Origin of the sequence: Algoriphagus sp. SE2, assembly GCF_039563885.1 — a bacterium.
GTDB lineage: Bacteria > Bacteroidota > Bacteroidia > Cytophagales > Cyclobacteriaceae > Algoriphagus.
Genome location: NZ_JBCLWJ010000012.1, coordinates 115,717 through 132,363 on the forward strand (window position 1 = coordinate 115,717; position 16,647 = coordinate 132,363).

The window sequence follows — 16,647 nt, forward strand, 5'->3', positions numbered from 1 at the left end:
GCCTATTAATTATTGGATTTGATCTTCCTTGAATTGACTAAAACGAGTAGACAGACAAATACCTATACGGTTTAGATCTAGGCATTCTTTGATATCAATTTTATCAATAGGATCAATCTTATATCCTAAATCATTTCATTCCCATATAATCAACCACGAAATAACTCATTACACGCATACCGAGTACAAATCCACCTTCATCAATATAGAAATCGGGTGTATGATGAGAGGGGGTCTTTGTTGGATCTCCACCTTTCTTCATTCCTCCTAGTGAAATAAATAAACCTGGTTTTTCTATTTGGAAGAAGCTGAAATCTTCAGCTCCTGTAATCGGAGGGTTTGCTATCACATTTCCCTCACCTGCGGCAGCCAAAATAGAAGGCGCCATTTGCGCTGTCAGGGCGGGATCATTAACGGTAGAGGGATAAAGCTTTTCTATTTTAACATCTGCTGTAGCTCCTGCGCTTTCAGCAATGTTTGTAGCTACTTCTCGAATTCGGTTGTGAACCAAATCCTGTTGTTCTGTTCCAAAAGTTCGGATAGTACCGATCATTTCTACTTTTTCCGGGATGATATTATGTCGAATTCCACCATGAATAGCGCCTATAGTTACCACTGCTGGATTTTGCGTAATGTTTACATTTCTGGAAAGAATGGTCTGAAGACCCATCACAATCTGAGAAGAAGTAACAATGGGATCTACCCCAGACCAGGGAGAAGCTCCATGTGCTTGAACACCATGAACTGTAATTTCAAGATTATCCACAGCTGCAAGTGCAGGTCCTGATCGGTATCCAATTTTACCTACTTCCATTTGTGAACCGATATGCAAACCAAAAATGGCATCCACATCTTCCATCACTCCTTCTTGTACCATTAATTCTGCTCCCGCGGTAGTTCCATCGTAAACCCCCTCCTCAGCAGGTTGGAAAATAAATTTGACAGTTCCCTGAAGCTGATCTTTCATCCCAGCCAAAACTTCAGCTACGCCCATTAGAATAGCAACATGGGTGTCGTGACCACAAGCATGCATCACACCTGTTTCTTGTCCGTTGTAATTGGTGGTCACAGTAGATTTGAAAGGTAAATCTACTCGCTCAGTGACAGGTAATGCATCCATGTCAGCCCGTAAAGCTACGGTTGGGCCAGGTTTTCCGCCTTTAAGAACTCCTACGACACCAGTTACAGCTACTCCTTCTGTGACCTCTATTCCTAAGGATCGTAAATGATCTGCTACTTTTTTTGCGGTGCGAAATTCCTCATTTCCAAGTTCTGGATTTTGATGAATGTCTCTCCTCCATTCTATGACTTTTGATTCTATGGAAGAAGCTTGTTTATCAATCTCGGATCTTAAAGAGGATTGTCCAAAAGTTGTACCCGAGATAAGGGCGAGTAGAAGAAGATATTTTTTCATTGGTTGGGTGTTTTGTAATCTCCAAATTAATAAAAATGATCAATCTTATGCCTATTTGTAATGAATGGCATCATAATCTCGAATCAAAAGAACTATTTCTCCAAAAATTGCTTTAAAAGAGGATAGGTAAAATATAGATAGAATGGAATTGAAAAATAAGATTGCAGTTGTAACTGGTGTAAGCAAAGGAGTAGGATTGGAAGTTGTAAAACAGTTATTGGAAAAAGGTACCATTGTGGTTGGTTGGGGCAGAAATATGCCAGATCTTACCCACGAAAATTTTCATTTCTTCACCTGTGATGTCGCAAAAGAAGAATCTGTTGAAAATGCTTTCCAGGCAACAGTTGAAAAGTTAGGCAAGGACATCAGGATTCTAGTGAATAATGCAGGGTTTGGTGTTGCTGGAGATACAGAGACTTTTTCAACTGAAGATTGGAAAGCGATGTTTGACACCAATGTTCATGGGATTTTTTACACTACCAAGCGATTGATTCCAGGAATGAAAGCAGCAGATGAAGGACATATTTTAAATGTAGCATCTATTGCGGGATTAAACGGCGTAAATAAGTTTGCGGGATATGTGGGTACCAAGCATGCTGTTAGGGGTATTTCGCATTCTCTTTACATGGAACTTCGAGATTTTGGGATTAAAGTTTCCACGATTTACCCAGGATCGATACAGACTAATTTCTTCGATGAAATTCCTGGAGTTGACGCTCATGAAAACATGATGCGACCTCTAGATGTGGCTACTACTATTGTGCAAACTTTGGAAACACATCCCAATTATTTTGTAGCAGATGTAGAATGTCGGCCTTTAAGACCAAAGGGAAAGAAATAAAAATCCTAAAAAATAGATATCTAAAACACCTGTGATGCAAAATAAACAGAGCTCCACAGGTGTTTTTATATATACTTGCTGTTTAATTTCAAAGTATATGAGGACCTCTTAATATCTTTATTATTGTTTTGAGCGAGTTAAGTGTTTAATTTGAATTTCATTCTTAAAGTGACAACTGTTATGAATAAAATATATTTGATTATTTTGTTTACGGTTCTTTTAGGAAGCACAGCTTATTTAGCGGTTTCTTCTCAAAAAGATAATTTGACTAATGAGTCGAATCAACCTGCTCCAAGAGTTCTTCCTGATTACACCTTGAGTGATATGAATGGGAAACCAAATTCTATTCATGAGTTAGCTGAAAATAAGCCCACACTCTTCATTTATTTTAATTCTACTTGTCATTTATGCCAAGAAGAACTTGGATCACTTTCTAAAAGAATTGATGAATTCAAGAACTACAATATCATTCTTACTACTGTTCAGCCAGTAGAGGAGATGATTGGGTTTGCAAACAGTCTTGGCATTAAAGACAAAAGCTTTGTGCACTTTCTGCTTGATACCGAAATGAAGGTTGCCAGTTATTTCCAAATTCGAAGTGTCCCCTCAATTTTTTGTTACGATTCAAAAAAGCAGTTGGTAGCGGAATATGTTGGGATTACAGAAATCGATTTGTTAATAGAGCAGTTGGCAAAAGGAAAATAAGAATCAAAATACTTAGTGCGTTAAGTTCATTCTTTTTGAACAATTCTTGATTCCTGTTAATAAATTTACCACTTGATGCTTAAAGTATAGGGATTTTATTTCTTCCCTACTTTTGATTGATTAATAAATCATAATGTCCTTAGAAGTATCCCACCTTACCAAACTATATGGGTCTCAAAAAGCACTGGATCAGGTGTCTTTTAGGGCCGTTCCAGGAAGAATTTTGGGATTTTTAGGTCCCAACGGGGCAGGAAAATCTACGGCAATGAAAATCATTACCGGATTTATTCAGGCAGATGAAGGAGCTGTTTCTGTTTTGGGGAAAGATGCGTTAAGCAATCCAAAAGAGGTAAGTCCACTGATTGGGTATTTACCGGAAAATAACCCATTATATTTAGATATGTATGTGAGAGAGTTTTTGGACTTTTCTGCAGGCATGTACGGTTTGAATGGTAGGAAAAGAGAAGAAAGGATCAAAGAATTGCTTCTGAAAACAGGCTTAAACCCTGAGCAACACAAAAAAATTGGGCAGCTTTCAAAAGGATATAGGCAACGAGTCGGATTGGCAAAAGCCTTGATTCATGATCCTCAACTCATCATTCTGGATGAGCCAACTACCGGACTGGACCCTAATCAATTGGTAGAAATCCGAAACTTAATTTCTGAAATTGCCAGGAATAAAACTCTGATTCTATCCACCCATATTATGCAAGAGGTGGAGGCAATCTGTCATGATGTGGTCATTATTAACAAAGGAAAAATTCTTGCCGCTGATTCACTTGAGAACTTAAAATCGGGAACTTCAGAGGTGCAACTAGAGCTTGAGACAGAGGAAGGTCTCGAGATAGAATGGTTTGAAAAAATCGGAGAGGTTTCCTTTGGCAATAAAGCTGAAAAATTACTTATAATTTCTTGCAAAGATGCAACTGAAGCTCGAAAGGGCGTTATGAAAATTGTGCAGGAAAAAAGTCTGAACTTGATCAGCTTGAATCAAAATAAAAAGAATTTGGAACAAATTTTCAGAGAAATCACCCGATGAAAAGCCTTTTTCTCAAAGAAATAAACGCATTTTTTGGAAGCCTTTTGGGCTATCTAGTATTGGCTTTGTTTTTAGTGGCAATAGGTTTGATTGTTTGGGTATTCCCGGAAAGTAGTGTTCTTGAATATGGTTATGCTGATTTAGAGGCATTGTTTACTTACACACCTTATGTGTTTACATTTTTAGTCCCTGCTTTGGCTATGCGCTCTATTGCGGATGAAAGAAAAACGGGGACTTGGGAATTACTCCGAACCTCTCCGCTTTCTTTATTTCAGATAATTGGAGCAAAATACCTTGCCTTACTTTTTTTAGTGGTTTTGGCCGTCATACCTACTTTACTTTATTTCTTTAGTATCATTCAGTTAGGAGATCCTGTTGGAAACCTAGACCAAGCTGGTTTTTTTGGTTCTTGGATCGGTCTCTTGATGATAGGAGCTGTTTTCGCAGCGGTTGGTTTATTTGCAAGCTCTTTGACTTCCCAGCAAGTATTGGCCTTCGTGCTAGGGGTATTTTTATGCTTTGTGCTGTACTTTGGTTTTTCGGCATTGGCTGATCTTCAAGTAGGTGATTTTGCCTATTGGGTGGAGGAGTTAAGCCTTAGTTATCATTACATCAATCTTAGCAGGGGAGTGGTAGATTCTAGAGATGTCTTTTTTATGATGGGAATGATCTGGCTGTTTTTGGGTTTGAGCATTTTGACTTTGAAGAATAAATGAAAAAGTCAGCACTAAATAATTCAAAGCCTTGGTTAATCCTAATAGGAGGAGTAATTCTGTTTGCGCTTCTTTCGCAACTAATCAATTTTCGGATCGATCTAACTGAGGAAAAAAGATACTCTTTACATCCGGCAACTGAAGAAGTGTTGTCGCAATTGACAGAGCCTATTCATGTCGATATTTTATTAGTTGGGGATAATCTCCCTGGTGGGATGCGAAGATTGCAAAAGTCCATTGAAGAAACAGTTAGAACTTTTAATGCCTATAGTCCAGAGAAAATAACATATTCTTATTTCGATCCATTAAGTGTAGCACAAACCGAGCAAGAGGCATTTATTGGGTCTTTAACAGAGTATGGAATAAACCCAACCAATCTTTATGTTAGTCAAAACACAGGGCAGCAGGCCCAACTTATTTTTCCTGGGATATTGGTAAGCAATGAAGAGTTTGAGACGGGAGCTTTGATACTCAAAGGCGAGAGAGGAATGGGACCTGATGAAATTTTGAACCAATCCATTGAGAATTTGGAGTTTGAATTAAGTAATGCCATCAAAAAACTGGTAAGCCCAGAGGAGTCCGCTATTGCGATGATTATGGGTCATGGAGAAATGTCCGAAGATGAAGGTTTTGGTTTGGTTGAGGCATTGGATGGACAGTTTGAATTATTTAAGGTCCCTTTGGAACAGGCCCAAAGCCCAACTGACTTGGCAAATTTTAAGATTATTTTTATCGAAGGGCCAAGAGAAATCTATTCGGATAGAGAGATTTATTTAATAGATCAGTATGTCATGAATGGGGGAAACCTGGTGGTGATGGTAGATGGTGTCGCAGTAGATATATCTCAGGCGGGAGGTGATGGGACCTTTGCAATGCCTGTGGATTCGGGACTAGAAAATCTTTTATTTAAGTATGGAATTCGGGTAAATAAGGACTTGATTCAGGATTTGAATTTTGGATATTTTCCCGTGATGGCTGGGAATTTTGGGAATCAAGATCAAATGGTTCCTTTGCCTTGGCCATTTTATATTCAGGCGGGGATAATGAAAGATCACCCGATCACGAAGGGGTTGGATGTGGTTTATTATCGCTTTGCGAGCAGTCTGGATACTGTACTTGCAGAAGGAGTAAAAAAGACTCCCCTGATTTTTTCATCTGATAATTCCCGGATTTTAACAGCACCAGTAAGAGTAGCTTTTAGTGATATGGAGCAAGAACCGCCCATTGAGGCATTTTCAATGAAAAATCTACCGTTGGCATATTTGCTCGAAGGAGAATTTACTTCTTTGTTTAAAAATCGGTTTTTGCCAGAGGGTTTTTCAAAAGCTGATTTTAAAGAATCTGGAAGCGGGAAAGTAGTGGTTTTTGGCGATGGAGATGTATTTCAAAGTCAAAGAAGTTTACAAGATGGAAGTCCTTTGCCTTTGGGAGAGGATCCTTTTAGTCAATTCATATTTGCCAATAAACTTTTATTAAGAAACATGGTCCAATATCTAGTCGACCCAGATGGTATCATTGCATCGAGAACCAGGACATTTCAGATTAGACCTCTAAACAAGGTGAAAGTAGCTCAACAGAAGACTTTTTGGCAATTTGTAAATGTATTGGTACCGATAATTATTTTACTTTTGACAGGTTCGTTTGTGTGGTGGATCCGAACTCAAAAATATTCCAGAAAAATAAAGTAGATAAAAAAGTACAATTTCTTCATAATAATTTCGAGTCTTTGTGATTCGGGTCGGTTCAGAATCAATTTTATTTATAAATTTACCCTCATTGCTAGAATTTAAATTAATAAGCCCTACGATATGAAATTTATTGTTTCCTCTTCTGCCTTACTCAAGCAGCTTTCAGCGATCAACGGTGTGGTAACTACAAACCCTGTTGTTCCCATTTTGGAAAACTTCCTTTTTGAGATAAAAGACAGTGTTTTGACCATCACAGCTTCGGATCTTCAGACTTCGATGATTACCGAAATCGGAGTGGAGGCCAAGGAAGATGGAAATATTGCTGTTCCTGCACGTATCCTGATTGACACGTTAAAGAATTTACCGGAACAGCCGGTGACATTTAGTATTGATCACGATACCTATGCGGTGGAAATAAGTTCAGATAATGGTAGGTATAGATTAGCTGGTGAGAATGCAACGGATTTTCCAAAAATCCCTTCTGTAAGCAACGCAACAACGGTGGATATGTCTACAGAGGTCCTGGCAAGTGCAGTTTCCAATACTATTTTCGCTACTAGTTCTGACGAATTGAGACCAGCAATGACAGGAGTCTATATTAACCTTAGCCCAACGAATACCACATTTGTAGCTACTGATGGTCATCGTTTGGTTCGTTATAGAAGAGTTGATGTTGCTTCATCAGATGCAGCTAGCTTAATCATTCCACGCAAAGCATTGAACTTGTTGAAATCTACTTTACCTTCTGAAAATGTCCCTGTTTCAGTAGAATTCAATCAATCAAATGCATATTTCAAATTCAACAGTATAAAAATGATCTGTCGATTGATTGATGAGCGTTTCCCGGATTATGAAAATGTGATTCCTTCTGAAAATCCAAATCTGATGACAATTGATCGATCTGAGCTCTTGAGTTCATTGAGACGTATCGCCATTTATGCCAATAAAACTACCCATCAAGTAAGACTAAAATTGACTGGAAGCGAGTTAATGATTTCTGCTGAGGATCTTGATTTCTCAAATGAAGCCAACGAAAGATTGTCTTGCGAGCATGATGGAGAAGATATTGAAATTGGGTTCAATGCAAAATTTTTGGTTGAAATGTTGAATAACCTTTCTTGCAAGGAAGTAACATTGAAGTTCTCTGCTCCAAATAGAGCTGGACTTATCGTCCCAGCTGAGCAAGACGAAAACGAAGACATCCTGATGCTAGTAATGCCGGTGATGCTTAATAATTACGTATAAACAACCACAATTCCATAAAACGAAAAGCCCGGAGAATCCTTCGGGCTTTTTTTATTTTTTTCAAATTCTATTGTAGATTTTCTTTTTTCTTCGCGTCACGAAGCGACTTCAAATACAAACCTTCCACTCGCTCTCTAGCCCAAGGAGTTTTTCTCAGAAACTTTAAACTGGAGTTGATTGATGGATCATGAGTAAAGCACCGAATTGTTATTCTTTCACCCAGTTCCTGCCATCCATAGAATTCAACTAAATGAGAAACCATATCCGCTAATTTCACTCCATGAAGCGGGTTGTTTGGTTGATCTTTAGGGATATGGTTTTCAGACATATTTTATCAAATTATTTCTTAAAAATAGTCTTTCCTTCTTTGATAGTTTCCAGGACTTGGATGTCTTTTAAAGTCATTGGATCAACCTTTAAAGGATTCTGGTCTAATATCACAAGGTCTGCTAATTTTCCTTCTACGAGACTACCTTTTCTATCCTCCTCAAAATGCTGGTAGGCTCCCCAGATCGTAACCGATTTTAAAGCCTCATAGGGAGTCAACCTTTCTTCAGCTCCGATAATTTCGCCACTTCTCGAAACCCGGTTGACTGTAGTCCATAAAATCATCATTAAATTAGGTAAAGCTACGGGAGCATCTGTGTGTGAAGTGACTTTCATTCCTCGATTTAATGCTGAACGTATCGGGGAAATCCGATCAGCTTTTTCTTTGCCTATTATCTGACGATGCCAATCCCCCCAATAAAAGGTATGCATGGGGAATAAAGAGGCGATCACATCCATATCTGCAAGACTGTCTAGCTGGTCCATTCGGATGTATTGACCATGAATAAGTACATTACGGCGATCCTCATTACCATATTTTTCGATCGCAGGCCGAAGTGTACGAATCAATTGGTCAATTGCAGCATCACCATTTGCATGGCTGAGTAGCTGCCAATTATTCTCAAAAGCCATATTGACAATTCGCTGAACTTCTGAATCTTCAGCAATTGCGGGATAACCTTTGTATTCTTTACTTTGACCATCTGGAGGGATTAAGTAAGGTTCTGTTCTCCAGGCGGTTCTTCCTTGTGGAGAACCATCCAAGGTCATTTTTATTCCACCGATTCGATAGCGATTTATGTAGTCTTTTCCATACCATTTACTGTCAAAATACTGAGGAGCAGTATAATCAATGTATGAAACTACATCAAGGTAAAATTTACCTTGCTCGGCATAACTTGCCATCAATTCATGATTGCCCATTGCTCGGCCTTCTTGAGCAGTCGTGTAGCCAAACTTGGCAGCCATTTCTTGAGATTTGTCGAGGTAATAAAATGCAAGTTCGGGGTCAGAAGGACCAAGAATTGGCACAAATAACGGAATAGCAGCCAATTCTTCTAAAACACCATTTGGTTCTTGCGTACCTGAAACCCTTCGAATGACTCCACCAGCAGGATCTTTCGATTCAGCGGTAACATTACTCATTTCGAGGCCCTTTGAGTTCATGACTGCAAAGTGCCCTGAGATATGAATAATACAAATCGGAAGTTCAGTAGAAACCTGATCCAAGTCCTCCTTGGTAGGAAAGCGATTCTCAGCCAAAACCGCATCATCAAATCCTAACCCTACAATCCAGCCCTGAGTTTTATCTGTTCCATTTTCAGAATACCATGACTTTAGTTCTTCAATTAACTCCGGGATTGAATTAACCTCCCCGTCTGGGCTTGCAAGTAAATTGGCAGCGACAGCTTGTGCTCCGAATCCACCAAAGTGTGCATGGCCATCAATAAATCCAGGTACCAAGGTTTTTCCATCCAAATTTTTCATCTGATGTCCTTTGCCAGCAATTTCCATTGCCATATCCAAAGCTCCGACAAAGATGATTTTCCCATCTTTTTCTACCAAGGCTTCAGCATAAAAAGATTCATCCCCTTCCATAGTGATGATATCACCTCCAAAGTACATAGTGGCAATTGGCCCGCTCTCTTCTTTTTGACTACAAGCAAAAAAAAGGATAAGAAGAAAAAAAACAACAGTTAAATTTTTCATAAAATTGACTTTAACTAGAGATTATTTTTTATAAAGATAAAGATTATCATTCTTTCTTTTCCCTAGGAACATCTAGATGTGAATTAGTCGGTTGGTTTACTTTAAAATAGCCAATAGTCCCACTCCTGCATTCTAATAGTACCGTGCCATTTTTGTTATTACTGATTATTTTTTGCAACTCTCCAATCGTATGAATTTCTTTATTATTCGCTTTTATGATTAGTTCACCAAGAGGCCACTCGATTTCATCCGCTTGTGTCCCAAGATAGATATGGGTAACAACTAACATTGGTTTATCCTGATCTATCATTTGAATAAGTTCTATTTGTGCAGAAGGGTCAACCTCTTGAATTGCTTGGATTATCTCAATACTCAAGGGTTGAATAATCATTCCAAATGCTTCAAGATATGTTCTTTCATTTAAGATCGGGTTGGAAATAATTCCCTTTTCAGGATTGCGCATAGCTAGAGCTTTGGTTTTTTTTACCTCACCGTTTCTTAAAAAAGTGATTTCTGCTTCCTCGCCTATGGGAACTAATTTCATGACATCGTAGATGTTTTTATGTCTATAAAGACCTTCTTTGCCTATCACAATGCCATGACGATCAAATTCGACTTTATTTATGGAAAGGATTACATCGCGCGGTTGAATTTTAGCAGCGTCAAGGAATCCTTTTACAATCACCTTTGAGACGATCACTCCCTTAGCTTGTGACTGTTTTAGCAAGGGGTTAAAGTTATTTGCGTTTTTCTGTAATTTACCTCCAATAGCTGCAAAGTGAGGCTCGTTTTGAAGGAGTAGGTTTTTGATGATTATCTTTACAAAACTGGAGGGTGTAATAAAGCCAATGTTTTCTGCATCAATCATCACTGCCGTATTCAAGCCAACTACTTTTCCATCTTCGCTTATGCTTGGACCTCCTGAATTTCCTGGATTGATTGCGGCATTCGTAACAAATCTTTCGGTGGTGTATTCGGAACCCGAAATAAAGTTAGTAATCTCACCACCGGTAATATTGGGTTCAATCATTCCCATTGGGTATCCAATAGCTTTGATCGCTTCGCCTCTTGAAGGACCAGTTCCTTCTCGTAATTCTAAGTACTCTATAGGTTGAATGGCAGTTTTATTAAACCGGATAAGCTCATCCTCTTTTATTTTAATAAGGGCAACATCAGGTTCCAACTGTTTAACAAGCCCTATAACTTCTGCTTCGAACCGTTCCTCGCTGGTCAGCATGGAGCTGATTTCAACTTTTACGGCATTTCTGGCCACATGTCCATTAGTTACTATATAGCCTTTAAGATTTTTATATTTCACAAAGAATCCAGAGCCTGACCAGGTACCCGGGATCTTGATCGAAGGATTTAATACAGATTGAATATCTTCCTCAATGTAACCCTCAACATGGATCTGCACGACACCACTCATCATTTGTCGCGCGATATCTGAAAGTTTATGTTTAGTTTTTGACATGATTTTTTAATCAAGGAGATACTTCAAATGACAAATTATTTATCAATTCTAGTTAATAAAATTCCCTACTCACTTGGCTGGATCAAATCCCATAAATTTCCATACAAATCTTTGAATACAGAGACAATACCATAGTTCTCCTTAGCTGGTTCCCGTATAAATTCCACTCCTTTTGAACTGTAGTTCTCATAATCCCGGTAAAAGTCATCGGTGTACAAAAATAAGAAAACTCTACCTCCAGCTTGGTGTCCAATCTGCTTGATTTGGGTATCACCAATTGCTTTAGCCAACAGCAAATGACAAGAGGAGCCATGAGGAGAAACCCGTACCCAGCGTTTCGTTTCTGAAAGTTGGGTGTCCTCTAAAAGTTCAAAGCCGAGTGTTCTAGTATAGTAGTTTATTGCCTCGTCGTAATCTCTAACGAGAAGGGAAAGCTGACCTAATTGTTGATTCATGAATAGGTAAGAAGAAATTAATTTCAATTAATATTTACTAAACTTAGTCCACTTTCCTATAGGTCCTCTACAAAAAAGATGGCATTGTTATTCAGATCATAAAGCCCAAATTCATGAGTGCCCCATGGAGTGTTTTTTCTTAATTTATCTTTTGGAACAACCCCTTTGGCAACTAACTTATTAAAATAGGGATCTATGTTTTTTACGAAGATTTTAGCCACGGAACCACCTAGTAGTGGGTCTTCGGGAGTATCCGCGTGCCATTGAAGATGAAGCCAAACATTCTTCAAATGAATTCCAACATACATAGAATCTCCAAAAATTTTCTTAAAGCCTAGTTTCTCTTCGTACCAATTCAAATCTCTTTCAATATCATTCGATGGCAATACGGGAACGGTTGACAAAAATTCTGTTTTCATTTTCTGGGCTTAAAAAAAGGATTCAGTGTATTTTACTGAATCCTTTGAATAAAAATTTTAACCTTCTGCTTCAAGGGTTCTTCTTACGTCCTCCAAATCCCTTTTGATCTCGAAAATGCTTTCCCATTCTCTTCCTTCTTCCCCATGTTCAATTCCAACGTAGCCATGAAAGTCATGTGCTAAAACTATTTTCATCATTCTAGTATAGTCAAGCGGATGCTCTCTACCTTGATCGTCCCATACTTTTGGCTTTAAGCTAACTCCTTTTGCATAGGGCATCAATTCATCAACCCCTCTGTATGAATCGTAAGAAATATTTTTGTCATTTTCATTGGCGATTCTAAAGTTTCCAAAATCGGGTAATGTTCCAGCTCTCGGATGCTCAGTTTGTTGGATCATCTCCGCAAGCCATTTCGCATCACTTGAAAAGCCTCCATGATTTTCAATAATAACATTGATGTCGAAATCATCTGCAAATTCACAAAGTTGTCTCAGTCCTGAACTGGTTATATCTTTGGCAGTTTTTGCGTCAGCTGGGTTTGTGCTCCATTGAACTGCAGAATAAGCATTGACACGAATAGCATGGCAACCTAGAAATTTCGCAGCCTCAACCCATTTTTTATGGTTTTCTACCGTCTGCTTTCTTCCTTCTGGAGTGGCAGCTCCTAACATTCCTTCCCCATCACACATGATGAGCACCGAGGTTACACCTTCTCCTTCTGCGCGTGTCTTCATTTCCCGTAGGTATGCCATATCTTTTGCTTTATCTTTAAAGAACTGATTCACATATTCTACAGCCTCAATATCATGTTGTTTTGCCAAAATTGGAAAATCAAGATGGTCAATTTTTCCAGCAAAAAGCGCTTTATTTAAAGACCATTCTGCAAGCGATATTTTGTAAAGTGGGTCAGCTTTTTTTGGGGTAAAGCTCATTTGGGGTAAGCCTATTCCAAATGCTGCAGTGGCCAATCCTGCTTTTTTTAAAAACTCTCTTCTATTTTTCATATGGTTGATATTTTGAGTGGACAAAAAATTAATATTGAAATTAAGGATAGATTAAATTTCCCATCCTTTACGGTATGTTCTTGTCAAGAAATTATTAGCAGCTTCATCATTCGTTATTTTTGGAATAATAGCATCAAATTCTACTCTCTTCTTAGCTCTTAGCGCTATTGCTCCCAGGTTAATGGTATCTGTGATAGTTTGAGCCCGAATAAAACTCCCCGGCGTTTGCTGTTTGTTTTTCACAGCATCTACCCACATGTCTGTCTTTCTGTCTACTTCTCTGGAATTTATTATTTCGGAGGATGGTCTCTCTTTCATTTTACTTTCAGGAATCAGTACTAGATTTTCACCTCTAAATCCTCCCAAAATTTTGCCTTTTGTACCAACTAGCATCAGCCCTTCTTCAGGAGTGTCCTTTCCATCGATTTCAAGCTCTTTTGGGGCGAAAGGTTTCATTCCTCCGTCATACCAGAACAAATCAAATTCAGGTAAACTTGCCTGCTTTGGAAAATTCCATTTGATCATGCAACTAGCAGGAAAAGCTACATCATTTTCTACCCAGTGATACACATGATCGATTTCTTCTCTGGTTGTAGTTCCATATGCTTTCGCAGCAATTGGCGATTGATTTATTCCCAATGTTTCAAATAATGGGAATAAACTGTAATGACCCATATCTGCTATTGATCCTCCTCCGAATTCATACCAACCTCTAAAGACATTGTTTGTATAGTTTGGGTGATAGCTCATATCTGGAACAGGCCCAAGCCATAAATCCCAATTGAATCCTTTTGGTATAGGAGGAGTATCCGTGGGTCTCTTGGTCCATTGCTGCCAAACCGGTCGATAGGACCAATTATGGATTTCTTTAAGATCTCCTATTAAGCCTTCATCCATCCAGGCTTTCATTTGTCGATATTCCGGACGGTCCGACCAAGCGAGCAGATGAGTTACAGCACCCGTTGACTTTGCTTTCTCAATAACTTTTCTACCTTCGATCAATCTATTGGAGATAGGTTTATGCGTTACCACATTGATGCCGTTATTCATTGCAGCAATTGCTATGGATGCATGGGTGTGATCTGGAGTCATTATTTTCACTACATCGATTCCTTTTTCTTTGGAAAATAATTCCCGAAAATCTTCATAGGAAGAGCATCCTTTGTAGCTTCCTGAGGGACTATTTTTGGCATAAAATTTTTCAACATAGGCTTTTCCCACATCTCTTCCACCAGGGATTCCTTTGACATTTTCCCACCAGCTGTCATCTCCTAAGACTTTTCGGATATCATTCCTTATTCCGTAGGGAGACCAATCGATATAATCTTCTGTGTATTTATTCGAATCACAAACAGATACGACTCTGATATTTGGATTTAGTAACAAACCTCCCATTTCACGAAGACCTTGCGTTCCGCAACCAATATTGGCTACCGTGATTTGATCGGATGGAGGGACTTTTCCCAGTCCTGCAATCACACTGGAAGGTACTATTGAAAAGGAGGCAGCAATGGTTGCAGCTGTGCCTATAAATTCTCGTCTGTTGATTATTTCGGGTTTTGTCATAGAAAGCTTCTGGAATAAACAATATAATTTAATGTGCTAAGTATTGAATCCCAAATAAATCCATTAGGATTCCATCATTTATTCAAAAACTATTCTTCGATAATTCTCCACAACTCCCGCTTCATTGATACATCATCTATTTCTGTGTATACCGTAATCTGACTTTTTTTACTCTCAGGCGTGTCTGAACTTCCTTTGTTTAAGCCCATTGAGGATAGAGATAAATTTCCACAACATTAATGTCCTACATCACCCGGGTTTTATCCTGAGGGTTTTGGACCTTCCATCGATTAAGAATATCCAAGAAGCTATACATTTAGGTTGGGTTCTTTTCCAAAATTCCTAACTTATTGAATTCTTAGTTCCTTTAATTCATATAAATGAAAGCGTTAGAAAAAACATCAAACTTCTTTTTACTACTTGGTAGCATCTGGATTTTTTCTTGTACCGGATCAATTGAAAACGAGTCTAACATCCAATACCCCGAAAGACCAAATATTGTATGGATTGTCAATGAGGATATGTCACCGGAACATCTGGGTGCCTATGGAGGAACAGGAGGTAAAACTCCGGTCCTTGATCAGTTTGCAAAAGAAAGTTTGAAGTATACCAATGCATTTTCAACAGCAGGTGTCTGTGCTCCAAGCAGGGCTGCTATTATCACAGGAGCCTATCAAACTTCAATCGGCGCACATAATATGCGAACCCTTGGGATGTCAGCAAATGCTTTGGATGCCTACCCTGAAGGCTTTAAGTCCTACTCAACGGTTCTTCCCGACGGGATGAGAGGGTTTCCGGAATATCTGCGAATGATAGGTTACTATACAACCAATAATTCTAAAGAAGATTATCAGTTTGTAGCCCCAAAAACAATGTGGGATGAAAGTAGTAGAAATGCTCATTGGAAAAATAGGCCTGATCCAAATCAACCATTTTTCTCCATTTTTAACCTTACTATTTCTCATGAATCCCAGGTTTGGGCAAGGGCAGATGAACCACTTTTGGTAGACCCTGATTCTGTGACAGTACCTCCAGTTTATCCAGATGACTCTATTTCAAGGCATACTTTGGCAAGATTTATAACCAATGTTATGCGAATGGATACCCAGGTAGGAGAAATCCTTCAGGAGTTGAAGGATGCCGGTTTATATGAGAATACGATTATTTTTTATTATTCGGACCATGGAGACGGAATGCCTTATTTCAAGCGTGAGATTTATGATCGTGGATTAAAAATTCCACTTTTGATCAAAGCTCCTTTTTTAGAGCCTGGGTCTGTAACCAATGAGCTCGTGAGTTTTGTGGACTTTGGTCCTACAGTATTGTCCCTCGCAGGAATTAAAATACCACTAGCAATGCAAGGACAGGCATTTTTGGGTGTTCAAAAAGCTGCTCCCAGAAAATACGTGTATGCAGCTCGTGATAGAATGGATTCTGAAGTTGATAGGGTAAGGGCAGTAAGTGATGGACGTTTCAAATATATTCGAAACTATATGATTAATAAACCAAATTATCAGAATATACGATATCGCTTAAATAACCCTTTGATGGTTCACCTTTTGGAACTACATGAGCAAGGAAAATTGACACCTGAGCAAGAACGATGGTTCGACGAAACTAAACCCAAAGAAGAGCTTTATGATACACAAGTGGATCCGTGGGAATTTAACAATCTTGCCGGTAACCCTGAATATGATGTCAAGCTTGAAGAAATGAGAAAGGCTCACCTGGATTGGGTCAATTACTATGGAGATCTTGGTGTAAAAGATGAGATGGAAATGGTTAGAGAATGGTGGGGTGGAAAAGATGTTCCTCCCATCACGGAGCCAGCCATTATTTTATATGAGGATGGGTTGGTAGCCTTACGATCTCCCACACCAAGTGCTTCTATAGGATATAGAAAATCAACTTCAGATGTTTGGACTGTTTATCTAAAACCATTTGAATGGGCGGCAGGGGATTCATTATACGTTTTGGCGCATAGAATAGGATATGAACCAAGTCAAGAGGCAATTGTCGTTAAGTGAAGATTAATACTAATAGCTA

The 16,647-nt window shown here is 38.8% G+C and carries 15 protein-coding genes; 7 read left to right on the forward strand and 8 right to left on the reverse strand.

Annotation, left to right across the window (positions count from 1 at the left end; genetic code table 11):
• Nucleotides 1-130: 130 nt before the first annotated feature.
• Nucleotides 131-1,414: an amidohydrolase gene (locus AAGF08_RS14600; RefSeq protein WP_343511991.1), complete on the reverse strand. Its 1,284-nt coding sequence runs from the start codon at nucleotides 1,412-1,414 to the stop codon at nucleotides 131-133.
• A gap of 142 nt (nucleotides 1,415-1,556) precedes the next feature.
• Here AAGF08_RS14600 and AAGF08_RS14605 point away from each other — a divergent pair, with 142 nt between their 5' ends.
• The 6 genes from AAGF08_RS14605 to dnaN all read left to right on the forward strand — a co-directional run bounded on the left by AAGF08_RS14605 (nucleotide 1,557) and on the right by dnaN (nucleotide 7,645).
• A complete protein-coding gene (locus AAGF08_RS14605) occupies nucleotides 1,557-2,255 on the forward strand; it encodes an SDR family NAD(P)-dependent oxidoreductase (protein ID WP_343511992.1) in 699 nt (232 codons plus the stop codon).
• A 180-nt stretch (nucleotides 2,256-2,435) separates the two neighbouring features.
• Complete coding sequence (locus tag AAGF08_RS14610; RefSeq protein WP_343511993.1) at nucleotides 2,436-2,960, forward strand: redoxin domain-containing protein; 525 nt, start codon at nucleotides 2,436-2,438, stop codon at nucleotides 2,958-2,960.
• A gap of 133 nt (nucleotides 2,961-3,093) precedes the next feature.
• Nucleotides 3,094-3,999, forward strand: coding sequence for a gliding motility-associated ABC transporter ATP-binding subunit GldA (gene gldA, locus AAGF08_RS14615; protein ID WP_343511995.1), 906 nt, complete (start codon nucleotides 3,094-3,096; stop codon nucleotides 3,997-3,999).
• Nucleotides 3,996-4,715 carry a gliding motility-associated ABC transporter permease subunit GldF gene (gene gldF / locus AAGF08_RS14620; RefSeq protein ID WP_343511996.1) on the forward strand — a complete coding sequence of 240 codons (720 nt, stop codon included), beginning with the start codon at nucleotides 3,996-3,998 and terminating at the stop codon, nucleotides 4,713-4,715. The genes gldA and gldF overlap by 4 nt, the downstream gene beginning before the upstream one ends.
• Nucleotides 4,712-6,400 (forward strand): gliding motility-associated ABC transporter substrate-binding protein GldG, encoded by a 1,689-nt coding sequence (gene gldG / locus AAGF08_RS14625; protein ID WP_343511997.1) that lies wholly within the window; start codon nucleotides 4,712-4,714, stop codon nucleotides 6,398-6,400. The genes gldF and gldG overlap by 4 nt, the downstream gene beginning before the upstream one ends.
• 120 nt (nucleotides 6,401-6,520) lie before the next feature.
• Nucleotides 6,521-7,645, forward strand: a complete 1,125-nt coding sequence (dnaN, locus tag AAGF08_RS14630; RefSeq protein WP_343511998.1) for a DNA polymerase III subunit beta — start codon at nucleotides 6,521-6,523, stop codon at nucleotides 7,643-7,645.
• Nucleotides 7,646-7,712: 67 nt separating this feature from the next.
• Here dnaN and AAGF08_RS14635 read toward each other — a convergent pair whose 3' ends face one another.
• The 7 genes from AAGF08_RS14635 to AAGF08_RS14665 form a co-directional block, all read right to left on the reverse strand.
• Entirely contained in the window at nucleotides 7,713-7,973 is a 261-nt protein-coding gene (locus AAGF08_RS14635) for a VF530 family protein (RefSeq protein ID WP_343511999.1), read from the reverse strand.
• 11 nt (nucleotides 7,974-7,984) lie between these two features.
• A complete protein-coding gene (locus AAGF08_RS14640; protein ID WP_343512000.1) occupies nucleotides 7,985-9,682 on the reverse strand; it encodes an amidohydrolase in 1,698 nt (565 codons plus the stop codon).
• 46 nt (nucleotides 9,683-9,728) lie between these two features.
• Nucleotides 9,729-11,156, reverse strand: coding sequence for a trypsin-like peptidase domain-containing protein (locus AAGF08_RS14645; protein ID WP_343512001.1), 1,428 nt, complete (start codon nucleotides 11,154-11,156; stop codon nucleotides 9,729-9,731).
• 65 nt (nucleotides 11,157-11,221) lie between these two features.
• Nucleotides 11,222-11,611 (reverse strand): VOC family protein, encoded by a 390-nt coding sequence (locus tag AAGF08_RS14650; protein ID WP_343512003.1) that lies wholly within the window; start codon nucleotides 11,609-11,611, stop codon nucleotides 11,222-11,224.
• 56 nt (nucleotides 11,612-11,667) lie between these two features.
• Nucleotides 11,668-12,030, reverse strand: coding sequence for a VOC family protein (locus AAGF08_RS14655; RefSeq protein WP_343512004.1), 363 nt, complete (start codon nucleotides 12,028-12,030; stop codon nucleotides 11,668-11,670).
• A 57-nt stretch (nucleotides 12,031-12,087) separates the two neighbouring features.
• Nucleotides 12,088-13,035, reverse strand: coding sequence for a TIM barrel protein (locus tag AAGF08_RS14660; protein WP_343512005.1), 948 nt, complete (start codon nucleotides 13,033-13,035; stop codon nucleotides 12,088-12,090).
• A 51-nt stretch (nucleotides 13,036-13,086) separates the two neighbouring features.
• Nucleotides 13,087-14,601, reverse strand: a complete 1,515-nt coding sequence (locus tag AAGF08_RS14665) for a Gfo/Idh/MocA family oxidoreductase (protein ID WP_343512007.1) — start codon at nucleotides 14,599-14,601, stop codon at nucleotides 13,087-13,089.
• Nucleotides 14,602-14,981: 380 nt separating this feature from the next.
• On the opposite strand from AAGF08_RS14665, the gene AAGF08_RS14670 reads away from it, so the two are divergent.
• The gene (locus tag AAGF08_RS14670; protein WP_343512009.1) at nucleotides 14,982-16,628 is read left to right on the forward strand and encodes a sulfatase; all 1,647 of its coding nucleotides are present in this window, start codon (nucleotides 14,982-14,984) and stop codon (nucleotides 16,626-16,628) included.
• Nucleotides 16,629-16,647 lie beyond the last annotated feature (19 nt).